Source organism: Xanthomonas sp. WHRI 1810A (genome assembly GCF_040202885.1).
Classification (GTDB): domain Bacteria; phylum Pseudomonadota; class Gammaproteobacteria; order Pseudomonadales; family Pseudomonadaceae; genus Aquipseudomonas.
Genome location: NZ_JBEGED010000021.1, coordinates 1 through 24,274, shown reverse-complemented (window position 1 = coordinate 24,274; position 24,274 = coordinate 1). Strand labels below are relative to the sequence as shown.

The following is a 24,274-nucleotide window of genomic DNA, read 5'->3' as shown; positions in this document are numbered from 1 at the left end:
TCCATCGCAGGTGACGCGGAGCGTCATGGCGGGGTTACCACGCGGAGCGTGGGAACCATCAACACGTTAATCGTGGTTATTAGGCGAGCAACCGAACCGGCGCACCGCTGTGCCAGGCCTGGATGTCTTCGATCATTTGAGTAAAGAACATCCGGTAGTTGTTCGCGGTCACGTACCCGATATGCGGCGTGGCCAGCAGGTTGGGCAGGGTGCGGAACGGATGGTCGGCCGGCAGTGGCTCCTGGCCATACACGTCCAGCGCGGCACCGGCAATTTTCCGGTGCGTGAGCAGTTCGACCAGCGCGTCTTCGTCGACAATCGGCCCGCGTGCCGTGTTGACCAGGTACGCCGTGGGCTTCATCCGGTTCAGCGACTCGGCGTCTACCAACCCCCGGCTGCGTTCACTGAGCACCAGGTTCACCGAAATCACGTCCGATCGCTCGAACAGCTCGGCCTTGCTGACCCAGGTCACGCCATGCTCGGCGGCACGCTCGGGCGTCAGGTTTTCGCTCCAGGCGATGACCTTCATGTCGAAGGCCTGGCCGTATCTGGCGATCTTCTGGCCGATGCTGCCCAGGCCGACGATGCCCAGCGTCTTGCCGTACAGGTCGCTGCCGATGCCCACCTGCCAGTTGCCGGCGCGCAACGCATTGGCCTCGTCGACGAGGTTGCGGGTCACGCCCATGATCAGCGCCCAGGTCAACTCGGGGGCGGCGAACTTGTAGCTCTCGGTGCCGACGACCTGAATCCCCAGGCGCTTGGCGGCGTCCAGGTCCAGCGCCGCATTGCGCATGCCGCCGGTGACCAGCAACTTCAGCTGGGGCAACTGACTGAGCAGCGGTTCATCGAAAATCGTGCGTTCGCGCATCACGCAGATCACCTGAAAGTCCTTCAACCGTTGCACCATGGTGCCGGTGTCGGCGGGGAACTCGTGGAGGAAACTCACTTCGCCCAGCGCAGCCAGCGGGCTCCAGTCCACCACGTCGCTGGCCACCGATTGCCAGTCATCCAGTACAGCGATTTTCAAAGAAGCACCCTGAGTCATTCGCGCAAGCCTCATTCGGACAAGACATTGGAGTTGTGGCGCCCACACTACGCCCAGGCTTGTTTCAGTGGAACAGGGGCCAAGGCGATTTCATGGGGTAGGTGCCCGCAGCAGACGTCACGGTCAGCCGAACAGCCCGGCGGCGATATTGATGGAGAAGCCCAGAATCGCGGTATTGAACAGGAACCCGATCAGCGACTGCGCCAGCACGACCTTGCGCAGTGCTCGGGTGGCAACGCCGACGTCGGAGGTCTGCACGGCGACGCTCAGGGTGAACGAGAAATACAGGAAGTCCCAGTAATCGGGGTTCAGCTCGCCGTCGGCGAAGCGCAGCGCCGGCTCCTTGCCGCGCCAGGTATAAAACAGGCGCGCGTAGTGCAGGCTGAAAATCACCCCGGTGATCAGCCAGGAACCGACGATGGTCAGCCCGGTGAAGGCGTAGTGCAGGGCCTTGTCGCCAGGCGGCATGGCCTTGGCGCCGGACAACTCCAGGACGATGGCCGCCAGACTGGCAATCGCCGCCACGCAGACCATCACCAGCACCAGCCCCGCGTTTTCGTCTTCGATTTCGGCGATGCGCTTCACGTCTTCGGCTTTGGAGCGCGAGGTGCGCAGCATGATCAGTACCAGATAGATCCACACGCCGACGTTCCAGGCGATCAGGCATTTGGTGATCAGTGAAATCTGGGGGGTGACAACGGCAGCAGCGATACCCGCCACGACACCCAGCGCAACGGCAAGGGACAGGCGAGGGTGGGTCTGGGAAAGAAGGGGCATGGCAGGCTTCGCGGCAGGGACAGGCGGGCACATTAGCACGCAGCGACAGCGCAAAGAAAAACGGCGCGCAAGGGGTTACGCGCCGGGGGCCAGATGGCAATTAACTCACATCGTTACAGTGGCTCAGAACCTGTTGGAGCGAGGCTTGCCCGCGAAGGCAATCTATCAGCCGTTAGAGACAGGGCGGATGTACCCAACTCTTCGCGGGCAAGCCTCGCTCCAACAAGGGGTATTAACGCACCAGGCAAGGCGCCTTGTTGTTGAATTTCCAGTCCGGAATCAAGAACTGCATGGCCGCCGCATCGTCCCGCGCACCCAGGCCCATGCCCTTGTACAGTTCGTGGGCCTTGGCCAGTTGGTCCATGTCCAGTTCCACGCCCAGGCCCGGGGTTGTCGGCACCTGCACGTTGCCGCCGACAATCTGCAGCGGGGCCTTGGTCAGGCGCTGGCCGTCCTGCCAGATCCAGTGGGTGTCGATGGCGGTGATGTCGCCCGGCGCAGCCGCGGCCACGTGGGTAAACATCGCCAGCGAGATATCGAAGTGGTTATTGGAATGCGAGCCCCAGGTCAGGCCCCACTCGTTGCACATCTGCGCCACGCGCACCGAACCCTGCATGGTCCAGAAGTGCGGGTCGGCCAGCGGGATGTCCACCGATTGCAGCTGGATCGCGTGGCCCATTTCCCGCCAGTCGGTGGCGATCATATTGGTGGCGGTGCGCAGGCCGGTGGCGCGACGGAATTCGGCCATGACTTCACGCCCCGAGTAGCCGTTTTCCGCGCCGCACGGGTCTTCGGCGTAGGCCAGCACTTTATGCTGGTCGCGGCACAGGCGGATGGCTTCTTTCAGGGACCAGGCGCCGTTGGGATCGAGGGTGATGCGCGCATTGGGGAAGCGCTCGGCCAGGGCCGTCACCGCTTCGATTTCGGCGTCGCCGCTGAGCACGCCGCCCTTGAGCTTGAAGTCCTCGAAGCCATACTTCTGATGCGCCGCTTCTGCCAGGCGCACCACCGCTTCCGGGGTCAGGGCCTCTTCGTGACGCACGCGAAACCAGTCGTTGTCGGCATCAGGTTCGGTGCGGTAGGCCAGGTTGGTTTTCTTCTGGTCGCCGACGTAGAACAGGTAGCCGAGCATTTTCACTTCGTCGCGCTGCTGGCCTTCGCCGAGCAGGGCCGCCACCGGGACTTCAAGGTGCTGACCCAGCAAGTCCAGCAGCGCCGCTTCCAGGCCCGTCACTGCGTGAATGGTGATGCGCAGGTCGAAGGTCTGCAGGCCACGGCCGCCGGAATCACGTTCGGCAAACGCGCGGCGCACGTCGTTGAGGATCTTCTGATACGTGCCGATGGTCTTGCCGACCACCAGCGAGCGGGCGTCTTCCAGGGTCTGGCGAATGCGCTCGCCGCCCGGGATTTCGCCGACGCCGGTGTGCCCGGCGTTGTCCTTGATGATCACGATGTTGCGGGTGAAATACGGGCCATGGGCGCCGCTCAGGTTGAGCAGCATGTCGTCATGACCGGCCACCGGCACGATCTGCAGATCCGTGATGACCGGGGCGTTGCCGGTGGTTTGAGTGTTCTGGTTGCTCATAGCTAAATCCTTGCGCAAATGCCGTCAGGGCATGGGGTGCTTGATCAGGTGAAGACAACAGTCACGGATGCGCCGTGTGGGGGGTGTTCGGGGCCACCGGTGCAGCGCCGGGTTTTTTCGTGGTGCGCACGAAGAACACCAGCACCGCAGCGATGATCGAGGTGGCCGTCAGGCCGTACAGCCCGCCCTGGATCGAGCCGGTGTGTTCCTCCAGCAGACCGAAGGTGGTCGGCGCGACGAAACCGCCCAGGTTGCCCACCGAGTTGATCAGCGCGATCACGCCGGCGGCGATCCGTGCATCCAGGTAGCCCTGGGGAATCGGCCAGAACAGCGACGACGCCGACTTGAAGCCCATGGCCGCGAGGCAGATGGCGATGAAGGCGAAGACCGGACCGCCCACGGTGGACATGAACATCCCGGCGGCGGCGATCAACAAGGCGCCGGCCACCCAGGCCTGCTGGTGTTTCCATTTGGCCGACAGCGAGGCGAAGGCGTACATCGCGACGATGGCGATGAACCACGGGATCGAGTTGAACAGGCCCACCTGGATATCGCTCAGGTCGCCCATCTTCTTGATGATGCTCGGCAGCCAGAAGGTCGCGGCGTAGATGGTCAGCTGAATGAAGAAGTACATCACGCAGAACATCAGGATCTGCGGGTCCTTGATCAGCTTGCCCACCGACAGCTTGACCGGGTGCGCCGCTTCACGGGCCGCCTGCTCGGCGTCAATGACCTGGGTCAGGGCGTCTTTCTCGGCCTGGGTCATCCATTTGGCGTCCTGGGGCTTGGAATCCAGCCAGAACCAGACGAACACGCACAGGCCGACGGAAAACATGCCCTCGATGAAGTACATCCACTGCCAGCCGTGCCAGCCGAAACCTTCGATCTGCAGCAGCAGGCCGGACAACGGGCCCGAGATGACCGAGGCGAACGCCGAACCACTGAGGAAGATGGCGATGGCCTTGCCGCGCTCGACGCTCGGCAACCAGCGGGTGAAGTAATAGATCACGCCGGGGAAGAAACCGGCCTCGGCCACACCCAGCAGAAAGCGCAGGATGTAGAAGTGGGTTTCGGTCTGGATGAAGGCCATGCACGCGGCGACGATGCCCCAGGTGAACATGATCCGCGTCAGCCAGATACGGGCGCCGACTTTCTGCATGAGGATGTTGGAGGGCACTTCGAACAGCGCGTAAGCGATGAAGAACAGGCCGGCACCGAAGCCGTAGGCGGCAGCGCCAATGCCCAGATCGTGTTCCATGTGACTACGCACGAAGCCGATGTTGACCCGGTCGATGTAGTTGACGATGAACATGATCACGAAGAGCGGAAGGATGTGGCGTTTGACTTTGTAGACCGCCGATTGCAGGACGGAATCCGGGCTGTCATGCGCCCCGGTAGAGGATGCGTTCACGTGTGTTGACTCCCACTGATTATTTTTATGCGGGTTGTAACAGGGTTTGTGTGTGTAACTAGGGTCGACGCCCCGTTGCCGGTCATCATACAAGTTAAGTGGCCGCGCGCAACCGAAATGACGTGCCTTCGCCGGGTTTATTTGCGCTGCTCAGCGTGCTTGTCATACAAGTTGAACAAGCGGGCGTGGATCGTTTCAGGTCCCATAGTTGCGGCGTTATTTCTGTCTTCTTCGGGATGAAGTGGTGGGGTTTGCCGTTGTCGGCTCCGTCTCCGGTTTGGCAAAAAGACAAGTCAGCAGGCAACGCGAACCGTCCCGTTGCGCGGTGATATGCTCGGCGCCTCCTGTCTCGGCTTTCGGACCCGCCCCCATGCACGACGCCACCCCGACCCTTGCGCCCAAACGCCGCGCCCACAGTCTGGCGACCGATCTGGTCACCGACCTGAGCCAGCGCATTCTCATGGGCAAGATCGCGCCGGGTGAAAAGCTGCCTTCGGAGAGCGAGATCGTTCGCGATTACGGGGTCAGCCGCACCGTGGTGCGGGAGGCGATTTCCAAACTGCAGGCCTCGGGGCTGGTGGAAACCCATCAGGGCAAGGGCACGTTCGTGCTGCAGCGCTCGGAGCAGAGCGGGCTGCACCTGAAGGTGGAAACCGCGTCCAGCGTGCGCCATATCATTGAGCTGCGCATGGGCCTGGAAACCCAGGCGGTGGCGCTGGCCGCCGTGCGCCGCACCCCGGAACACCTGAGCCTGATGCGACAGGCGCTGGACGATTACCAGGACCTGCTCGCCAAGGAAGACAGCTGCGTGGAGCCGGACAAGCGTTTCCACCGACTGATCGCCGAGGCCACCGGCAACCCCTATTTCGTCGAAATCATGCAGCACCTGGGCGGGGCGATCATCCCCCGCAGCCGCATCGCCAGCAGCGAACGGGCCGGCGCCAACCTGACCCGCCACGCGTACCTTGCCAACCTGGAGCACGAAGCCATCCTCAGCGCCATCCGCCGCCAGGACCCCGACGCGGCCAGGGCGGCGATGTGGACGCATTTGAGCAACAGCCGGGAGCGGTTGGCGCCGGTTGAGTGATTGGCGCCAACCTGTTGGAGCGAGGCTTGCCCGCGAAGGAATATTGGGTGTGGGAGGGAGCTTGCTCGCGAGAGGCCAGTCCAGTCACCACCGTCTTCAGTGTGGCAACCGACGCATCGCGAGCAAGCTCCCTCCCACCATCAATGCACAGCTGATCCGGCTTTCTTCATCCCCGCCCCCGCATCATTCAATACCTGCATCATCACCTGCGATTGCCAGTCGAAATACGGGTTGAAGGTCAGCCGCGCGAACACTTTGCCGGGCTCTCGATGGCCCCAGTCCGAATACCAGACCTGCTCACCCTTCAGGCATTGGCCCATGGCCGCGCTGTCCTGTCCATTCCAGCAAATGCGCTGAGTCCCGGCCTGGCCATACAGGCGGTTGTCCGGCGAAAACATCAGGCCCATGTGGGAAAACTGTGCGATCCGGTATTCCGGCAGGTAGTCGTTGCGCACCAGCACTCGGGGTGTCTTCGCGGCGGGCGCCGGGCTGTCCCCGTACCAGATCAGGCGACTGGCCGGGTGACTGAACCGCTGATTGAAGTTGTCCAGCACGTAGCCGGTGTCAAGCACCGAATCATGCTGCGTGATGGCGACGAACACCGGCTTGTCGTAGGTGCGCTGTTTCAGGCGCTTCTGCGCCAGCAATGCGCTGCGGTAGAACTGCGCGAATCCGTTGGTGGGGACGTTGAGGTAGCGAACCGGGGTCTGCATCGGTCGGACACCGTCGTTGGGCTTGGCCAGCCACGGCCGGAACCAGCCGATGTACTGGGTGACCCAGGCGTAGGTATTGTCCGGGCGAAACGCCGGAGAAAACAGCACCAGCCCGGCGATCTCGTCGTGCTCGTACGCGTAGTCCAGCACCAAATTGGCGCCGGTGGAGAAGCCACCGAGGTACACCTTCGGCACATCCCGGGCGAGAATCTGCGTCTGCTCGCGCACCACCTGTTGCCACTGTTTGAGGGTGACGTCCAGCATGTCCGACGGCTGCGTGCCATGCCCCGGCAACAGCACCGTTCGCACCAGAAACCCCTGCGCGGCGAGGCGCGTGCCCACGTCATTGAACGACCACGGCGAATCGCCCAGCCCGTGCACCAACAATATGCCGCTTTTCGGCGTGCCCGTAGGGCGCCACTCATGGGGCGCGTTCCACTCAAGTTCGGCCACGTGATCGTCAGTCTGGAAGGTGCGGTGTGCCTGCATCCACGCCACGGTCTGTTGGCGGTACTCGACAAAGCTGGACTGGCCGAGGGGCACGCTGGACGAAGCACACGCCTGCAGGGCGAACAGGGGCAATAGCAGGGCGAAACGGTTTTTTGCCAAGGCTCGGGGCGCTCCAGTCAGCAAAAGAGGGGGAGTGAAGCGCCGCACAGCCCGGCGCACCGCAGTCGATTACAGGGTTCAGAGTGACGCCGGGCGAAATGATTCGCGCTGTTTTATTTGCTTTTTAACGCTCGTGTAGCTATCGCGGCGATTTGATCATGGCGCAGGCCGCCGCCGAGGCGAACGTGCCGTGCATCATGAGCGGGTCTTCGCTGATTCGCCTGGAGGAGGTCATCGACAGTGTGGGAGGGAGCTTGCTCGCGAAGCTGGTTTTTTCCCGCTGTAAGTGTTTTGGGCTGCGAAACGTTTCGCGAGCAAGTTCCTCCCACAGGGATAGACGTTGGCGATGCTTCCACCCCAATCGCACTCCCCATGAGATTCAGGCAGACTCCCCCCATCCCGATAAAAACCAGAACCTGACCCATGAAAACCCCCGTTCCTCGCTCACCGGATCTCCCTCATGTTTGCCCTTGACCACGCGTTGGCGCAGGACATTGTCGATCGGGCGATGGCGATTTTGCCGTGCAATGTGAATGTCATGGACTACCTGGGGATCATCATCGGCAGCGGCGAGGCGCAGCGGCTGTATACGCGGCACGAGGGCGCGCAACTGGTGTTGGCCAACCGGCGGGTGGTGGAGATCGATGACCACACGGCGCGGCAACTGGACGGTGTCCGGCCCGGGGTCAATCTGCCGTTGATGCTGGATGACCAGTTGGTGGGCGTGCTGGGCATCACCGGGGCGCCCGAGCAGGTGCGGGTCTATGCCGAGCTGGTGAAGATGACCGCCGAGATGCTCATGGAGCACCGTCGTCAGCAGGCCGATCAGCACTGGCGGCAACAGCGCAGCGAGGACCTGCTGTCGCGCCTGTTGCTCGGTGACAGCCCGGACAGCCTGATCGACGAAGCCGAGCAGTTGGGCCTGCAACCGCAGTTGCCACGTCAGGCGGTGCTGATCGAGGTGGCAGGTGATGCGGCGGTCACCGACCACCTCGCCACCTGGCTGATGGGTCGCTGCGTCAATAGCTGGTGTGTCCGGGGTGAGCCGTCGCTGTTGTACTGGTGCCGGGCGACGGGGAAGGAGCGGGAGGACGCGCTGCTGCTGGAGCAGTGCCAGGCGCAGGGCTGGCCAATCATGCGCATGGGCACGGTGGCGCAAACGCCGGACCTGGCAGCACTGCGCCACGCCTGTGTCGCGGCCCGGGATTTGCTGGATTACGCGCGTCACGTCAAACCGGATCAGTCGCTGCTGCGGCTGGAAAGCCATCGGCTGCCGGTGCTGTTCTGGCGTTATCGCCACGACTGGCTGGCGCAACGGGTGGCCGAACCTGTCGAGCGTCTGGCCGGGCACGCCCAGTTGCTCGAAACGTTGCGAGGCTGGCTCGACTACAGCGGCGAAAGCCAGGCCTGCGCCGATGCCTTGGGCATCCACCGCAACAGCCTGCGCTACCGGCTGGAGAAAATCGCCGAAATCAGCGGCAGCGATCCGTACCGCACCGATGACCTGTTGCGCCTCTACTTGGGCCTGGAAATGATGCCGCGGACCTGACCACGATGTCGCACAGGCAACGCACTATCGTCTGACACGCCGCATCGCAGCCTTCGTCCCTCGACAGCTCCTACACGATTTGCGCTGGACACGGAATCTACGTTGTAGGAGCGCGCTTGCCCGCGATGCGGCGGATCAGGCAACGCGGTGGCGTCTGACACACCGCCATCGCAGCCTTCGTCCCTCGGCAGCTCCTACACGATTTGCGCTGGACGCGGAATCTACGTTGTAGGAGCGCGCTTGCCCGCGATGCGTCGGATCAGGCAACGCGATATCGTCTGACACGCCGCCATCGCAGCCTTCGTCCCTCGGCAGCTCCTACAGGTTTTGCGTCAGGGTCTTGTTCGAATGACCAATTGCCATGGCCCGTGATTGTGCGAAGGTCAGGGGGCAAACACGCGGAACAATGCGAATATCGGCCATCGAATAAGGAGAATTCCCATGAAGATTGTCATCGCCCCGGATTCCTTCAAGGACAGCCTCAGCGCCCAGGCCGTCGCGCAGGCCATCGCCCGCGGTCTCACGGATGTCTGGCCGGACGCCGAACTGGTCGAATGCCCCATGGCCGATGGCGGCGAGGGCACCATCGAAGCAGTGCTGGCCGCGTGCGGCGGGCAATGGATGACCACCCACGTCAATGGCCCGTTGGGTCAGCCCCTCGACGCGCAATGGGGTTGGCTGCCCGAGACCCGGACCGCGATCATCGAAATGGCTATGGCCAGCGGTTTGCAACTCCTGACCCTGGAGCAACGGGACGCCACCGTCACCAGCACACAAGGCACCGGCCAGTTGATTCGCGCGGCGCTGGAGGCCGGCGCGCAACGGATCATCCTCGCCATTGGCGGCAGTGCCACCAATGACGCTGGCACCGGCATGCTCTCAGCCTTGGGCGCGCGCTTTCTCGGCGACGACGGCCAGCCGTTGCCTCCCGGCGGCCTGGCGCTGGCCAAGGTGGCGCGCATCGAACTCGGTGGCCTGGACGAGCGCCTGCGGGACGTCCAGTTCGAGGTGGCCGCCGACGTCGACAACCCGCTGTGCGGCCGCAACGGCGCGTCGCATATTTTCGGACCGCAAAAGGGCGCCTCGCCCGAGCAAGTACTGGCACTGGATGCGGCGCTGGGGCATTTTGCCGATCAATCCGCCAAGGCGCTGGGCAAGGACGAGCGCGATCACCCAGGCTGCGGTGCGGCGGGCGGCATGGGCTTTGCGGCCAAGGCGTATTTGAACGCCTCGTTTCGACCGGGGGTGGAAGTGGTGGCCGACCTGACCGGCTTGGCCGACGCACTGGACGGCGCCGATCTGGTGATCACGGGCGAGGGCCGTTTCGACGCGCAAACCCTGCGCGGCAAGACGCCGTTTGGCGTCGCCCGCATCGCCCGGCGCAAAGGCGTGCCGGTGATTGTTCTGGCCGGGACGCTGGGGGAGGGCTATGCGGATCTGTACGCACACGGCATCAGCGCGGCGTTCGCCCTGACCAGCGGGCCAATGACGCTGGAACAGGCCTGTCGCGACGCCGCCACGCTGCTGCACGACCGCGCGCGAGACCTGGCGCGCGTGTGGCAACTGGCGGCCAAGTCAGCGCAGTGAATACGAGGACCACCGGCGGCCGCAGTGGCTGGCGCCAAGGCCATTAATTGTCGCCCAGGCACGCATTGCCGTTGACTTCATAGCGCAGGGTGTGAGCCTTGCCCATGTGGTCGACGTAGCTCATTTCCACCGGGCGCACGCCGCAGAAATTCAGCATCGGGGTGTGGGTGACCTTGGCGATGTCGAGCTTGCTGCTGTAGGTGTAATCCTGCACCGCCGGCATGTTTTTCATGTCGGCGCTGGCGCTGAGGGCGAAGGTGCTCAAGGCGGTCAGGGTGAGGGCGGTGAGGGGGTTTTTCAGGGTCAGTTTCATGATGGCTTCTCTTCATTGGGGGTGAGTTACTTTCTTGAGCCCGTATGACGAAGCCGGGGGAGGGTTATTCCCTGCACCGTGAAAATAAATGTTGAGGCCCCTGCGGAGCTTGATAAGTGGGAGGGAGCTTGCTCGCGCGATAGCGGTTTCAAAGCCAGCATCACCGCGCCTGAGCTGACGCATCGCGAGCAAGCTCTCTCCCACCCGCTTCGTCCTCAGCGAAAAGAGGAATGATTCACCGGGCAGCGGCGGCAGGTTGCATCGTCGGAATCGGATTGCGCATCAAAAGGCCCACCGCCACGGCCGCCAACAGCGCCAACACTCCGGCCAGCCACAGCACCGACCCGAACCCGCTGATGAAGGCCTGCTGCGCCAATGGCTCGACGATCACGCGCGCCTCGGCGTTCAACGGTTGCAGCGCGGCGTTCATGTCACCGGCCACCACCCGCGAGGCCAGGTGTTCGGCGATGTCCAGCCAGGCCGGCGCGGCGCGGTTCAGGCTCGCAGTCAGGGCCCCCAGCGTGTGGCTGGCTAGCAACGCGCCGTACACGCCGATTGCCAGCATGATCGAGCTGAAGCGCATGGTGGTGCTCAGGCCCGACGCCATGCCGGTCCGTTCACGGGGCACGCAGGCCATGATGTGTTTCTGCGTGTCGCCGTTGAGCAGTCCCGCGCCAGCGCCGGTCACCGCGATGGCCATGGCGAATGCCGGATAGCCACCCAGCGAGGTCGCCCAGGCGCACAACAGATTCCCGGCCCCCACCAGGCTCAGACCCAGCGCCATCATCGCTGCGGGCGACAGATGCCGGGCCAGTCGGGGTCCCAGGCGCGGACACAGCAGCATGGTGATCGCAAACGGCAGCATGCCCAGCCCGGACACAATGGCGCTGAAGCCCAGGCCGTTCTGCAGGTAAAACGGCAGCAGCGTCATCATCACCTGGGCGCAGCCGGCGTAGGCAAACATCCCCAGCAGGGCGCCGATGAAGCGCGGATACCGAAACAGCTGCAAATCCACCATCGGCCGGCGCTGCACCCGTTCAGCGAGGACAAACAGGGCCAGCAGCGCCGCGCCGCCCACCAGGCGCGTGAAGGTCAACGGGTTATCCCAGCCGATGCGGTTGGCCTCGATCAAGCCCCACATCAGGCATAACAGGCTCGCGCTGAAAAACAGGCTGCCCCACGGGTCGAGCCGCGCGGAGTGTTCGTTGCGTGATTCGCCCACCGTACGCAGTACGCTCCACAACAGCACCGCGCCCACCGGCACGTTGAGGTAGAAAATCCAGCGCCATCCCGCCAGTTCGGCGATCAGCCCGCCGACGGTGGGGGCGGCGGTCATGGCCACGCCCATGCACGCGCCCCAGAACGCCCACGCCTTGGCGCGTTCGGCTTCGTCATGGAACACATGGCCGATGGTGGCCAGCGCCGAGGTCAGCAACAGCGCCGCCCCTACACCCTTCACCGCCCGGGCGATGTCGAGCCAGAGGATGTCGGGCGCCGCGCCACAACCGACCGAGGCCAGCATGAACAGCACCAGCCCGCAGAGCAGCATTTTCTTGCGGCCGAAACGGTCGGCCAGGCTGCCCGCGGGCAGGAGCAACGCGGCGAACGCCAGCATGTACGCGCTGACCACCCATTCGATGTCGGCAAAACCGGCAACCAGGTCACGGGCGATGCTAGGCAGCGTCACGGCGACGATATTGGTGTCCAGAACGATCAACGCGCAGACGCCCGAAGCGGTGAGCAGCGTCAGGCGGGGGTTGGTTTTTTTTGTGTGCACGGGCATGTTAGGTTCCAGCTAATCATTGATCAGTGTAGGAGCTGACGAGCCGTCGAAGGCTGCGATTGCGGTGTGTCAGGCAAATTGAATCGCAGCCTTCGGCAGCTCGTCAGCTCCTACAGGCAGGGTGTCACGGCAAAGACACCCTACCTCCAGATGGCCTATGCTGCGTTACTCGCCCATCGTCACTTCATTACCTTTGAGCTAATGCCTCATGGAAATCCGTCACTTCCGCTATTTCCTGGCCGTCGCCAAGCACCGGCATTTCACCCGGGCCGCCGAGCAGCTGGGCATCGCCCCGCCGACCCTGACCCGGCAGATCCAGGACCTGGAAAGCGCGCTGGGCACCCGCTTGTTCGTGCGTGAACAGCGCGAGGTCAGGCTTACTGATGCCGGCCGTGCGCTGCAGATCGAAGCCGAGCTGGCGGTGCGTCAGTTCGAATCCGCCACCCTGAACGTGCAGCGGGCCGGGCGTGGCGAAGCGGGGCGCATCGAACTGGGCTACGTGGCGTCGGCGGTGTTTTCCGGGGTGCTGCAACGTCAGGTCCGGCAGTTCCGCGAGCGCTACGCCGACGTGGACTTCACCCTCACCGAATACCTGATGCCGGCACTGCCGCGCATGATCGAAGAAGGCCGGCTGGACGTCGGCTACATCCGCTCGCCGATGGCCTTGCCCGACAGCCTCGACGCGGTGAAGCTGCTCACCGAAGGCTTCGCCCTGGCGCTGCCGGACAGCTCCTGGCTGTGCAAACTCAAGACCCTCAACGCCGTGCATTTGCAACGCGAAACCTTCATCCTCCCCGAGCAGATTTCAGGCACGCTGGCGGTGGCGGCCCACGGTGGCTTCGCACCGACGTTGGGCCCGCAGCCCGGCGGGCTGGTGTCCGTGGTGGCGCTGGTCAGCCTGGGGCAGGGGATCGCCGTGGTGCCGGAGTCGGTGGTCGATCACATCCGCCTGCCCAATGTCGTCTACCGCCGCATCGACGACTGCCAGCCCACGTCCTTCCTGTCGCTGATCCACCGGCGCCACGAAAAAGCCCCGGCCGTGGCACGGTTTATCGAGCACGTCAAAGCACACAGCATGGATGTTCCTGTATGAAAAAGTACCAGCCGCCACTGACATTGACCCCTCGCATGCTTGAGGCAGTGGCCACTATCAGCGAGCACGTGGGGCGTTTGTCTGCACTGCACGACACGAGCCTGACGCCGACGCTGCGGCGCGGCAACCGTATCCGTACCATCCAGGCATCGCTGGCGATCGAGAACAACACATTGAGTCTGGATCAGGTCACGGCCGTGCTGGACGGGCGACGCGTATTGGGGCTGCCCCGTGAAATTCAGGAGGTGCGCAACGCGTTCACCGCCTACGAGGCCATGCCCGGCTGGAAGCCTGAACGGCAGGCCGACTTGCTCAAGGCCCACGGGCTGTTGATGCAGGGTCTGATCGACGATGCCGGTTGCTTTCGCTCCGGCGGCGCGGGGATTTACCGAGGAGAGCAATTGCTGCACATGGCTCCGCCTGCCAGTCGGCTGCACACGCTCATGAACGATTTGCTCGGGTGGCTGAAGGATCATGCGCTTCATCCACTGATCGCCAGTTGCGTGTTTCATTACGAGTTTGAATTCATCCATCCTTTTGCCGACGGCAACGGCCGTATGGGCCGCTTGTGGCAAACGTTGATCCTCAGCCACTGGCGCCCCGTCCTTGCCTACTTGCCCGTGGAAACGGTGATTCGTGACCAGCAGGACGCTTATTACGGCGCCCTCAGTGCGTCGGATCAGCGCTCGGAAGCCACGCCTTTCGTTGAATTCATGCTAGGTGCGTTGCAGCAGGCGCTGGTGGAAGTCGAGTCTCCAAAGACACCGACCGCACAAGTAACCGCACAAGTAACCGCACAAGTAACTGAACAGGTGATGCGCTTGTTGCAGTGGCTGGCCGGGAAGCCGGCAGTTCGATCCAGCGAGGCCATGGAAGGGCTGGGGCTGACGCATCGCCAATCATTTCGCCGAAGTTACCTGGCCCCCGCACTGGACGCCGGTCTGATTGAAATGAGCGCACCGGATTCACCACGAAGCCCGTCGCAAACCTATCGGTTGTCCGAGCGTGGCTTGTCGGTTCTGGGCGTACGCTGAGCCACTCCAGCACAACCCAACCCCCCATGAGGAAACCGCGCCATGATTGACCACCTCGACCATCTGGTGCTCACCGCTGTCGATCCCGACGCGACGGTGGATTTCTATACCCGTGTGCTGGGCATGCAGCTGGAGACGTTCGGCGACGGGCGTCGGGCGTTTCGCTTTGGCAGCCAGAAGATCAACCTGCACGTGCGCGGTCATGAGTTCGAGCCCAAGGCGCATCTGCCGGTGCCAGGGGCGCTGGACCTGTGTTTCGTGGCCACGGTGCCGTTGCAGGAGGTGATCGAGCGCCTGCATCAGGCGCCGTGGCCGATCCTGGAAGGCCCGGTGATGCGCACCGGTGCCACGGGACCGATCCGCTCGGTGTATGTGCGCGACCCGGACCTGAACCTGATCGAGATTTCCGAGTACGTCTGAGTCCCAGCAGTCGTCACCCGTTAGCTGCCATGGCGAGGACCGTGCGTGCATCGGGCGGAGGGCGTCAGGGCTTCCAGACGAGGATCTGCAGCGAGGGGGTGAGCGGCACGTCGACGCCCATGGGATCGGCGAGCTCGGCATGACGGCCGCTCGCCGGGTCGTACAGCGTGGCGACCTTGACCCCGGGGATGGTCAGGTGCGCGCGGCTTTCGCTCCAGGCCATCAACACGTGTGAGCCGTCCGGGCGGGTCCACGGCATGGCCCACAGGTCTTCCGGCACCGAGAGGACTGGCGGCAGCGTGTCGGGCTCCAGGGTCGGGCCAGTGATGCGCAGGAAATTGCGCAGGGCGTTGAACACCGGTTTCGGTTCGCCCTTGAGGTCCAGCAGGCCGTAGTTGCGCTCGCGCGGGGTGATGGGGCGATCCAGGTCACTGAGGCTGAACAGGAAGATCCGCTGGTAATCCAGCGTGCTCATCATCGCCAGTCGTCGCAGGGTGTAGTTGGCCTGGGTCTCCAGCCCGGCGGCTTGTTGCACCGGCAACGGCCCGCCGTAGCTGGACCAGCCCCATTCAGTGGCCCAGACCTCCGGGATGCCGGCCTTATGCAAGGCGCTGTTCATCTCATTGGCGCGCAGCAGGAAGTCCCGGTCCTGCACCGAATCGCCTTCGGGGTAGTCGGAATAGGGGTGGTAGGCGGCGACGACGTTCTGGCTCGCCAGCCCCAGGTCGACCATGTCCAGGAGCATGTTGCTGGTGCTGCCCAGCAACTGGCCGTAGAACCCCAGCCCGCCGGTGACGATGGTCTTGTCGGGCAGCGCCGTGCGGAGGGCGTCGGCGGTCAGCGTGAAGAGTTTGTAGTACTCCTTGGTGTCGGCCAGCGGACGCCAGGTGATGTTCGGTTCGTTCCACACCTGCCAGCTGTCCACCTGCGGGTAGTACTGGCTGAGGGCGGTCATGCGCTCGGCGAACAGGTTGAAGTCTTCCGGCGGGTATTGATCGCTGTTGCTGGCGGCAGCCGGCGCACTGCTGGCGAAGGGTGCAGAGCCGGTCAGGTAGGCCACGATGTTGTAGTGATGCGGATTGGCAGCGGCCATGGCCGCGTCGAGCCTGGCCAGGTTGTACTGGCCCTGGACCGGTTCCAGAGTGGCCCATTCCATGGCCCAGCGCACACGGTTGAGCCCCAGCTGATCGAGCCGGTTCATCTGCTTCTGGTAGACATCGGGGGGATAGGCATCGAACTGGACGTTGATGCCCAGGTAGTCCTGCCACGTGACGGTGCGTGGCGCGCGCAATATGTTTTCGGCCATGGCCTGCGCCGAGCAGAACGACAACACGCCGATCAGCAGCGCGTACTTGAGAGGGCCCCGCCTTCGGTCACGCATGAACCAAGCTCCCTTGCGGGCAAGCGCGTCATGCCGGCACGTGCTGCCAGCTTATTGTTATTAGACAGACGGCCCTTTCGGGCCGTCTGGTGATGCAGATGAATCAGACTTTTTCAGCATCCGGCACGCGGCCGTAGACATCGGTAAAGCGCACGATATCGTCTTCGCCCAGGTACTCGCCGCTTTGCACTTCAATCATCACCAGGTCGATCACGCCCGGGTTGACCAGACGGTGGGTGTGGCCTGGCTTGATGAAGGTCGATTCGTTGGTGTCGAGCATGAACTCACGATCGTTGTTGCTCACCAGTGCCATGCCGCTGACGACAATCCAGTGCTCGCTGCGGTGGTGGTGCATTTGCAGCGACAGGGATGCCTTCGGCTTGACCATGATGCGCTTGATCTTGAAGCGCTTGCCTTCTTCCAGCACGGTGTACGTGCCCCACGGGCGGGTCACGGTGTTGTGCAGCAGGTACGCAGGGTGGTTCTGACGCTTGAGCTCCTGAGCGATGACTTTGACTTCCTGGCTGCGGGCAGCATCGGCAATCAAGATGGCATCAGGGGTGTCGATGATGATCAGGTTGTCCAGGCCCAGACCGCCCACCAGACGCTTGGGCGAATCGATGTAGCAATTGGTCACGTCGTGCAGCACGGTCTGGCCGTTGCACTGGTTGCCGTTTACATCACCCGGCGTCAGCTCGCGAATCGCTTCCCACGAACCGATGTCGCTCCAGCCCAGTTCACACGGCACGACGGCCACTTTCTGCGAGCGTTCCATCACGGCGTAGTCGATGGAGATGTCCGGCGTGAGGGCGAAGCTGGCGCTGTCCAGCTCCATCTGCAGTTCGTTGTTGCCTTCTTTGCTGGTGCACTGCGCCAGGCAATGCTTGACCGCGGCCAACACGTCCGGTGCATGGGCTTCCATCTCGCTGAGCAAGACATCAACGCGCATGCAGAACATGCCGCCGTTCCACAGGTGCAAACCGCCGCTGACGTATTCCTGGGCGATTTCGGCGTTCGGTTTTTCCACGAAGCGGGCGACCTGGAAAGCTTCGCCGTTAAGCGCCTGGCCTTTTTCGATGTAGCCGAAGCCGGTTTCTGCCTTGGTCGGCTTGAGGCCGAAGGTGACCAGCCAGCCTTCGTCGGCCAGCTTGCGCGCGCTGGCCACAGCGGCGCCGAAGGCTTCCAGGTCACTGATCAGGTGATCGGCCGGCAGGATCAGCAATTGCGCGTCCGAACCGTAGCGCGACTGCACGTGCAACGCGGCGGCCGCCACGGCGGCGGCGGTGTTGCGACCGAAGGGTTCCAGCAGGAAATCCAGCTGGACCTTGTCTTTGTTCAGCAGGCGGTAATCGTCCACGGTGCGGAAATATACGTCGCGATTGGTCACGGTCAGCAGGCATTCAACGTCCGCCAGGCCCGTGGCCCGCTTGAACGTCTTTTGCAGCAGGCTTTCGCCATCCGGCAGCCGCATGAAAGGCTTGGGCATCGCAACACGGGAAACAGGCCAGAGCCGAGTGCCGGCACCGCCGGCGATGATGCAGGGAATAAGAGCGCCCATCAGAAAGCCTCGCGAAAAATACGCACTGAATCGTCAGTGCTACAGAAAGTGTGTGAGATCGAAGCAGATGGACCTGTGTTCACTACGCTAAAGATCGGCGCCGACCGGTTCAACGATATGTCTCGGCATGGCCTGCTGATCTTGCGCAACCGCATACAAACATCCTCATTCTTCAATCCATGAATGCATGATTGGCTGCTGAATCCGGCAAATTCTTGTTGTTAAAGAGTCAATTAAATGGCTCTTTAGGCCTGAAAATTCGATTTAAGCCAATAATCTGTCGATTAAGCACATTCTAGACAAATATTTCAATGGCCTTTTGCCTTCAGCGATATTATTTCCTGTGCTCGTTTAGGTCAAATGAGCAAAAAACAGCCTAAAAAGTATTCAAATGGATAGATTTTCTCCGGTTTGGGGCCGTTAAACCGGACTGTTGGGACCAAGAGCTGATCGGCGCCAAGCCGTCTAACACGGCACTTGTAGCGGTTTTCAGGGCCTTTTGCACGGGGCTTGCGCGCGGCGCATGCTCCGTTTGTCGCTTTGATGCGACCGAGAAAATTTTGTGAGGCCAGTGTGGCTTTTTCTGACGCACGTGAGGTCACATTCCTCGCAACCCACCGGAGACTCAAGAGGGACAGAGATGACAGAGCGCAGGGCGATTTTGATACTTCACGGCAAGCAGGCGCTGAACGAGGACGTCCGCACTGCGGTGGAACAAAAACGCCAGCGTGGCTGGCAGCTGGATGTGCGGGTGACCTGGGAGGCAGGCGACGCTCAACGGCTGGTCAACGAAGCGCTGGCAGCAGGGCATGTGCACATCATTGCCGGCGGCGGTGATGGCACCTTGCGCGACATCGCCGAGGCTCTGGCCCTGGCCGACACCGATGCCACCCTGACGATCATGCCCCTGGGCACGGCCAACGACTTTGCCCGCTCGGCGGGTGTGCCGATGGAGCCCGACAAGGCGCTGGACCTGCTGGATGTCCCGGCCCATCCGGTGGACATGGGCGAGGTCGACGGTCACCTGTTCCTGAACATGGCCACCGGCGGTTTCGGCAGCCAGGTCACCGCCAACACTTCCGAAGACCTGAAGAAGATCCTCGGCGGCGCGGCGTATCTGTTCACCGGGCTGTCGCGTTTCAGCGAGTTGCGCGCGGCCTACGGCGAACTCAGCGGGCCGGACTTTCACTGGCGCGGCGACCTGCTGGCGCTGGGCATCGGCAACGGGCGTCAGGCTGGCGGTGGTCATCCGCTGTGCCCAACGGCTCTGGCCGATGACGGTTTGCTGGACATCAGCATCCTGCCCGCGCCGCAGGAAGTGGTCGGGACCCTGAGAAGTCTGCTGGAAGGCGGACTCGGCCTGGACAATCTGTTTATCCGGGCGAGGCTGCCGTGGGTTGAACTCAAATCCGCCGAGGGCCTTGACATCAATCTGGACGGCGAACCGCTGCGCGGTGAAGCCTTGCGCTTCTCGATCAGGCCGGCGGCACTGCAGGTGCACCTGCCTTCGCATTCGTCGTTGTTGACTCAGTCCGCGCGGCTCAATCGTCCAGACTGATGATCTGCTCGCGCACGCAGAACAGCACTAGGCCCGCCACGTCGTAGATCTGCAGGCGCTTCATGATTTGCGCGCGGTGGGTTTCCACGGTCTTGATGCTCAGGCCCAGGCCACCGGCGATTTCCCGGGTGGACTTGCCCCGTACGATCAGCCGCAGGATTTCCAGCTGCCGCGCGGTGAGTTTCGGGTGATGACCCGTTTCGGCCCTGCCGGCCTGTGTGCTGGTCAGCGCCTGATTGATCACCGTGTGGGCAATGGCGGGGCTCAGGTAGCGCTCGTCATTGCGCAGTGCGTTTAACGCGTGTTCGATCTCAGTGGCAGTTGCATCCTTGAGCAGATAGCCACGGGCTCCCCCTTCCAGCGCACGCATGACCAGCTGCGGTTCGGTGTGCATCGACAGAATCAGGACTTTGCTGTCCGGCAGAAGCTTCTGCAGTGTTTCCAGCGCATCGAGGCCGTTGCCGTCTTTCATCGAAATGTCGAGCAGGATGATGTCCGGCTTGAGACTTGCGGTGAGTTCCAGCAGCTGTTCGCCGTTGGCCCCTTCGCCGATGACGGTGTAGTCGGGAAGGTCCGATACCAGCGCCCGCACCCCGGCCCGGATCAGTGCATGGTCATCGATCAACAGCAGGGTGCAAGTCATGAGGGCTTACTGAGGTCGGCGCGTCCCAGGGCGCGAGGTGCCCAGGGGAACAGCGCCTGAAGGTGAGTGCCGTGGCCGGGCGCGCTTTGGACGCTAAACGTGCCGCCGAGCAGGGTTGCCCGCTCGGACATGCCCGCCATGCCGCGCTGGCCGTGTTTGGCCGGGTTGTCCGCAGGCGTAAAGCCCGAACCGTCGTCGACGATGCTCAGGGTCAGGCCTTCGAGGCGACGCTGAAGCCGGACGATCAGATTGCTGGCGTTGGCGTGGCGCAACATATTGGTGACGGCCTCCTGAGTGATGCGAAACGCCGCGACCGCCATCTGGTCGGGAATCCCCGAAAGACGCTGTTGGCATTCCAGGCTCCACAGGACCGGGGTGTCGGCCAGCGTGCGCAACAGGTGCGCGCGAAGGCTTGCTTCAAGGCCCAGGCTGGCCAGTTGTCTCGGGTTGAGGATCGCCGAGACATCGCGGACCTTGGCCAGCGTCTCGTCCAGGGTGTGGTTGAGCATCGCCCATTGCGGCTGCAGGTCCTCCGGCAAGCGGCGTTGCAACCAGTCGCTCTGCAGCTTGGCGGCGGTGAGCATCTGACCGATGTCATCGTGCAGTTCACGGCTCAGGCGGTGACGTTCGGTTTGCTGGACGTGGAGCATGTGGTCGGCCAGTTCCTGAGGCTGGAATTGAATGGACTGGCCGCGCCGTGCCTGCACGTACCAGACACTCATGAAAGCGACCAGGTTGAGCGCCAGCATGCTCAACGGCAATGCAATGCCCGTCAGGTACACACCCAGATTGCAGGCGGCTGCCCCCACACACAGCACAGCTGTCAGCCGGCAGGCGTTTTTGATGCTCGGCGGCCATAACCTGTAGGTCTTGTTGTTGGCAGGCATAGAAAATGTAGCCATCGAAGGGTTCCAGCGGATAACCCGAGCCAATGACGTCAGGTCACTTTGAAGTGCTCAATCCAATCTATCCGTTCGGATTGTCTTTCTGCGTAAAAAAGTCTTTTTGGCATTCAAACAAGCGGCGACCGAGTCATGCTGGGGCATTTAATTTGAAGGGCGCCGATATTACCTTAAATACGCGACCCGTATTAACGCCCTCGTCCAGCGATGCAGGCGCGACCGGCTTTATTAGAGTGAGTTGATGTGGCGCATCCGATCGCTGGCCAGCGGGTCGCCGCCAAGGGGTTGCACCGCTGCGAGCGGGGTCCAGCGCACGGGGTGGATCGAGCTGGTTTCGAGGCTTCCGATCCCCGAGCAGCGGCCCAATTGCTCCAGCAACGCCTGCTGTTCGTGCTCATCGAGCAACAACTGGCCGGTGGCGGGGTCGATCAATTCCACCTGCCAGGCGAGTAGTGAAAAGCACGCTTTGATGGACTGCAAGGTAGTGGGCTGAATACGCGCAGCGGCATGGGCGAAGTACAGCAGGTAACGCAGTTGTCGGGCAAAACCGGCGATGAGGACGACCTGGGCTTTGTCCGCTTCGCCGGCCATTTTTTGCAGCACGTCCAGCAGGCATTCAATGGCGTCCTTGTCGTCATTGATCAACTCCAGATGAACCAGGCATTCGTCCGAGCGGGCCAGCAACGTTTGGGCATCGCTGAGAAATTCGCTGTGTCGCTGATGCCAGTCATTGCCGTTCAGCATGCGTAATCTCCACTGTTCATGGATGGCGATCGTAGGTCGCGCGTGGCGAGTGGGATCACGTTAGTGTCCAAGGCAAGGAAAAGTATGTAGGCCGTTTCCGATTGTTTCAGAACATTTGCGATGAGTGCGACACCGTTCACTGCAAGGCCGCTGCGCTGTGTCACTCCACGCCGGCAACGCCCCGTCATCAATGACTTGAGGAGCGGTTCGGGGATTTTCACGCGCACAACCAAGTGCCTGACTCCATTCATGCAATGAGAATGGCGTCACATTAATGGCAATTGGAAACCACGAATATCAGGTTCGCCCTGATGGCGGTTAAGGGTTGCCCTTAGCCGATGGCGTCGAGATCGTCTCATGGCGCTACAGGAAGGGCGGTTGGGCAACAGGGCGTCGAGTGATATTGATGTGATACCAACCACCCGGTTCCACAGCAGATTGCGATTAAGGTCTGGCCAGCACCAGCCGATAGTGTGTTAGCAGAATTAATTTGACCCTTGCTCCAGGAGCAACAGATGGCTGGCATTCTCGACACGGTAGACCAACGCACGCAGCTGGTGGGTGAGAACCGCCTGGAAATTCTCATGTTCCGCCTGGCCGGCCGACAACTGTTCGCGATCAACGTGTTCAAGGTCCAGGAAGTGCTCCAGCTGCCCAAACTGACGTTGATGCCGCAGCGCCATCCGTTTGTCTGTGGGGTGGTCAATTTGCGTGGCCAGACCCTGCCGGTCATTGATCTGTCCCAGGCCATCGGCATGCGACCCCTGGTCCCGAGCCCGTCCAGCACCATCATCGTCACCGAATACAATCGGTCGGTGCAGGCCTTTCTGGTGGGCGGCGTCGACCGCATCGTCAACATGAACTGGGAAGCCATCCTCCCGCCGCCCGCCAGCGCCGGTCGCCAGCATTATCTGACGGCCATCAGCAAGGTCGACGATCAGCTGGTTGAAATCATCGACGTTGAAAAAGTCCTCGCCGAGATCGTCCCCTACAGCGCCAAGGTGTCCCGCGAAAAACTCGAAGACCCGGTGCTGGAGCGTGCGCGCGGTCGCGAAGTGTTGCTGGTGGACGATTCCAACGTCGCCCTGGCGCAGTTGCGCGAAACACTGGGGCAACTGGGCGTGAAAATGCACGTGGCCCGGGACGGGCTCAAGGCGCTGAACATGCTCAAGGGCTGGGCCGACAGTGGCGAAGTGATGACCGACAAGCTTTTGATGATCTTCACCGACGCCGAAATGCCGGAAATGGACGGCTATCGCCTGACCACCGAAATCCGCAACGACCCGCGCCTGCGTGGGCTTTACGTGGTGCTGCACACTTCGCTGTCCGGCAGCTTCAACGAGTCAATGGTGAAGAAAGTCGGCTGCGACAATTTCCTGTCGAAATTCCAGCCCGACAAATTGGTCGACGTGGTGCGCGAGCGCCTGATGCTCGATAACCGGTAACACCGTTTTTTTAAGCCCTCGTGACCGGTCTTGTGCCGGTGGCGGGGGCTTTTTTTTTGCATCTGTATGGCTGCCGCCTGTAATCGCCTCGTATAAAGTGGCGCTTTCCCGCTCGTAAAAAGGAAGCGTCATGCTCCAGCTCAGCGCGTTGTACCGGTACCCCCTCAAATCCTGCAAAGCCGAACCGCTGCAACGCGCGCAGTTCGACAACCTGGGATTGGCCGGTGACCGACGCTGGATGCTGGTGGACGAGGGCAGTGGCCGGTTTCTTACCCAGCGGGTGATGCCGCAGATGTCGCAGCTGTCCGTGCTCTGGAACGAGGCGGGCGGGGTGACCTTGTCAGCCCCGGGGCAGGGCACGCTGGCGGTGCCCGTCCCGGAAGACATCGACGAGATCCTGCGCGGCATCACGGTATGGCGTGACACGTTCCGCGTCCCGGATGCCGGCGATGACGCGGCGCGCTGGGTCAGCGACCTCATCGGCAAGCCGACCCGCATGGTGTACATGCCGACAGAGCGGGCACGCTGGTTGCCCAGTGGCTTTGGCGAGGTCAACGACCGGGTGAATTTTGCCGATGGCTTTCCGCTGCTGCTGATTGGTCAGGGATCGCTTGACGATGTGTCCCACAAGATCGGACGCCCGCAGGAGATGCTGCGCTTCCGGCCCAATCTGGTCATTGACGGCGCCGAGGCCTTCGCCGAAGACGGCTGGAAACGCATCCGGATCGGCACCCTGGAGTTTCGCCTGCTCATCGGCTGTTCGCGCTGCATCCTCACCACCCTTGACCCCGCCACGGGCCAACGCACCGAAGACCGCGAGCCGCTGACCACGCTCAAGACCTACCGCGAACGGGACGGGCATATCTGGTTCGGGCAGAACATGGTCAGTGTTGGGCCGGGGGAACTTGAGGTGGGGATGGCGGTTGAGGTGTTGGAGTAAGCACGTCTTTGTATGCGGAAACTGGCCCCTGTAGGAGCTGACGAGCCCGTGCGAGGCTGCGATGCGGTCTGTCTGACACACCGCAATCGCAGCCTCG

General features: G+C 62.5%; 21 protein-coding genes. 9 read left to right on the top strand and 12 right to left on the bottom strand.

Going from position 1 to position 24,274, the window contains the following annotated elements; all coding sequences use genetic code 11:
* Positions 1-79: 79 nt before the first annotated feature.
* From ABQX22_RS23495 to ABQX22_RS23480, 4 genes are all read right to left on the bottom strand, one after another.
* A complete protein-coding gene (locus ABQX22_RS23495; protein ID WP_349802274.1) occupies positions 80-1,027 on the bottom strand; it encodes a D-2-hydroxyacid dehydrogenase family protein in 948 nt (315 codons plus the stop codon).
* Between the two features lie 141 nt (positions 1,028-1,168).
* Entirely contained in the window at positions 1,169-1,822 is a 654-nt protein-coding gene (locus ABQX22_RS23490; protein WP_349802273.1) for a DUF1345 domain-containing protein, read from the bottom strand.
* A 232-nt stretch (positions 1,823-2,054) separates the two neighbouring features.
* Positions 2,055-3,407: a glucarate dehydratase gene (gene gudD / locus ABQX22_RS23485; protein WP_349802272.1), complete on the bottom strand. Its 1,353-nt coding sequence runs from the start codon at positions 3,405-3,407 to the stop codon at positions 2,055-2,057.
* A gap of 61 nt (positions 3,408-3,468) precedes the next feature.
* Positions 3,469-4,818, bottom strand: a complete 1,350-nt coding sequence (locus ABQX22_RS23480; protein ID WP_349802271.1) for an MFS transporter — start codon at positions 4,816-4,818, stop codon at positions 3,469-3,471.
* Between the two features lie 370 nt (positions 4,819-5,188).
* Here ABQX22_RS23480 and ABQX22_RS23475 point away from each other — a divergent pair, with 370 nt between their 5' ends.
* A complete protein-coding gene (locus ABQX22_RS23475; protein WP_349802270.1) occupies positions 5,189-5,905 on the top strand; it encodes a FadR/GntR family transcriptional regulator in 717 nt (238 codons plus the stop codon).
* Between the two features lie 140 nt (positions 5,906-6,045).
* Here the strand turns inward: ABQX22_RS23475 and ABQX22_RS23470 are convergent, their stop codons facing one another.
* A complete protein-coding gene (locus ABQX22_RS23470; protein ID WP_349802269.1) occupies positions 6,046-7,227 on the bottom strand; it encodes an alpha/beta hydrolase in 1,182 nt (393 codons plus the stop codon).
* A 460-nt stretch (positions 7,228-7,687) separates the two neighbouring features.
* Here ABQX22_RS23470 and ABQX22_RS23465 point away from each other — a divergent pair, with 460 nt between their 5' ends.
* Entirely contained in the window at positions 7,688-8,776 is a 1,089-nt protein-coding gene (locus ABQX22_RS23465; protein ID WP_349802268.1) for a sugar diacid recognition domain-containing protein, read from the top strand.
* A 441-nt stretch (positions 8,777-9,217) separates the two neighbouring features.
* Entirely contained in the window at positions 9,218-10,363 is a 1,146-nt protein-coding gene (locus ABQX22_RS23460) for a glycerate kinase (RefSeq protein ID WP_349802267.1), read from the top strand.
* Positions 10,364-10,406: 43 nt separating this feature from the next.
* Here the strand turns inward: ABQX22_RS23460 and ABQX22_RS23455 are convergent, their stop codons facing one another.
* Both ABQX22_RS23455 and ABQX22_RS23450 read right to left on the bottom strand, forming a co-directional pair.
* Positions 10,407-10,676, bottom strand: a complete 270-nt coding sequence (locus tag ABQX22_RS23455; RefSeq protein ID WP_349802266.1) for a DUF2790 domain-containing protein — start codon at positions 10,674-10,676, stop codon at positions 10,407-10,409.
* A gap of 235 nt (positions 10,677-10,911) precedes the next feature.
* Positions 10,912-12,459 carry an MFS transporter gene (locus ABQX22_RS23450; protein WP_349802265.1) on the bottom strand — a complete coding sequence of 516 codons (1,548 nt, stop codon included), beginning with the start codon at positions 12,457-12,459 and terminating at the stop codon, positions 10,912-10,914.
* A gap of 208 nt (positions 12,460-12,667) precedes the next feature.
* Here ABQX22_RS23450 and ABQX22_RS23445 point away from each other — a divergent pair, with 208 nt between their 5' ends.
* Genes ABQX22_RS23445 through ABQX22_RS23435 form a run of 3 tightly spaced genes read left to right on the top strand, consistent with a single transcriptional unit; the run spans position 12,668 to position 15,006 of the window.
* Positions 12,668-13,552: a LysR family transcriptional regulator gene (locus tag ABQX22_RS23445; RefSeq protein WP_349802264.1), complete on the top strand. Its 885-nt coding sequence runs from the start codon at positions 12,668-12,670 to the stop codon at positions 13,550-13,552.
* Positions 13,549-14,586: a Fic family protein gene (locus tag ABQX22_RS23440; RefSeq protein WP_349802263.1), complete on the top strand. Its 1,038-nt coding sequence runs from the start codon at positions 13,549-13,551 to the stop codon at positions 14,584-14,586. The genes ABQX22_RS23445 and ABQX22_RS23440 overlap by 4 nt, the downstream gene beginning before the upstream one ends.
* A 42-nt stretch (positions 14,587-14,628) precedes the next feature.
* On the top strand, positions 14,629-15,006 hold the full coding sequence (locus ABQX22_RS23435) for a VOC family protein (protein ID WP_349802262.1): 378 nt from the start codon (positions 14,629-14,631) through the stop codon (positions 15,004-15,006).
* A 64-nt stretch (positions 15,007-15,070) separates the two neighbouring features.
* On the opposite strand, the gene ABQX22_RS23430 is transcribed toward ABQX22_RS23435, so the two are convergent.
* Together ABQX22_RS23430 and ABQX22_RS23425 are read right to left on the bottom strand one after the other, a co-directional pair.
* Positions 15,071-16,387, bottom strand: a complete 1,317-nt coding sequence (locus ABQX22_RS23430; protein ID WP_349802261.1) for a cellulase family glycosylhydrolase — start codon at positions 16,385-16,387, stop codon at positions 15,071-15,073.
* Positions 16,388-16,490: 103 nt separating this feature from the next.
* Positions 16,491-17,945 carry a mannose-1-phosphate guanylyltransferase/mannose-6-phosphate isomerase gene (locus tag ABQX22_RS23425; RefSeq protein ID WP_349802260.1) on the bottom strand — a complete coding sequence of 485 codons (1,455 nt, stop codon included), beginning with the start codon at positions 17,943-17,945 and terminating at the stop codon, positions 16,491-16,493.
* 640 nt (positions 17,946-18,585) lie between these two features.
* Between ABQX22_RS23425 and yegS the strand changes: the two genes are divergently transcribed.
* On the top strand, positions 18,586-19,503 hold the full coding sequence (gene yegS / locus ABQX22_RS23420; protein ID WP_349802259.1) for a lipid kinase YegS: 918 nt from the start codon (positions 18,586-18,588) through the stop codon (positions 19,501-19,503).
* Here yegS and ABQX22_RS23415 read toward each other — a convergent pair.
* From ABQX22_RS23415 to ABQX22_RS23405, 3 genes are all read right to left on the bottom strand, one after another.
* Positions 19,487-20,146: a response regulator transcription factor gene (locus ABQX22_RS23415; RefSeq protein ID WP_349802258.1), complete on the bottom strand. Its 660-nt coding sequence runs from the start codon at positions 20,144-20,146 to the stop codon at positions 19,487-19,489. The genes yegS and ABQX22_RS23415 overlap by 17 nt on opposite strands.
* Positions 20,143-21,048, bottom strand: coding sequence for a sensor histidine kinase (locus ABQX22_RS23410; protein WP_349802257.1), 906 nt, complete (start codon positions 21,046-21,048; stop codon positions 20,143-20,145). The genes ABQX22_RS23415 and ABQX22_RS23410 overlap by 4 nt, the downstream gene beginning before the upstream one ends.
* A gap of 228 nt (positions 21,049-21,276) precedes the next feature.
* Positions 21,277-21,792 carry a hypothetical protein gene (locus ABQX22_RS23405; RefSeq protein WP_349802256.1) on the bottom strand — a complete coding sequence of 172 codons (516 nt, stop codon included), beginning with the start codon at positions 21,790-21,792 and terminating at the stop codon, positions 21,277-21,279.
* 515 nt (positions 21,793-22,307) lie between these two features.
* Between ABQX22_RS23405 and ABQX22_RS23400 the strand changes: the two genes are divergently transcribed.
* Together ABQX22_RS23400 and ABQX22_RS23395 are read left to right on the top strand one after the other, a co-directional pair.
* Positions 22,308-23,237, top strand: coding sequence for a chemotaxis protein CheV (locus tag ABQX22_RS23400; RefSeq protein ID WP_349802255.1), 930 nt, complete (start codon positions 22,308-22,310; stop codon positions 23,235-23,237).
* 130 nt (positions 23,238-23,367) lie between these two features.
* Positions 23,368-24,177 carry an MOSC domain-containing protein gene (locus ABQX22_RS23395; protein WP_349802254.1) on the top strand — a complete coding sequence of 270 codons (810 nt, stop codon included), beginning with the start codon at positions 23,368-23,370 and terminating at the stop codon, positions 24,175-24,177.
* Positions 24,178-24,274: the final 97 nt, after the last annotated feature.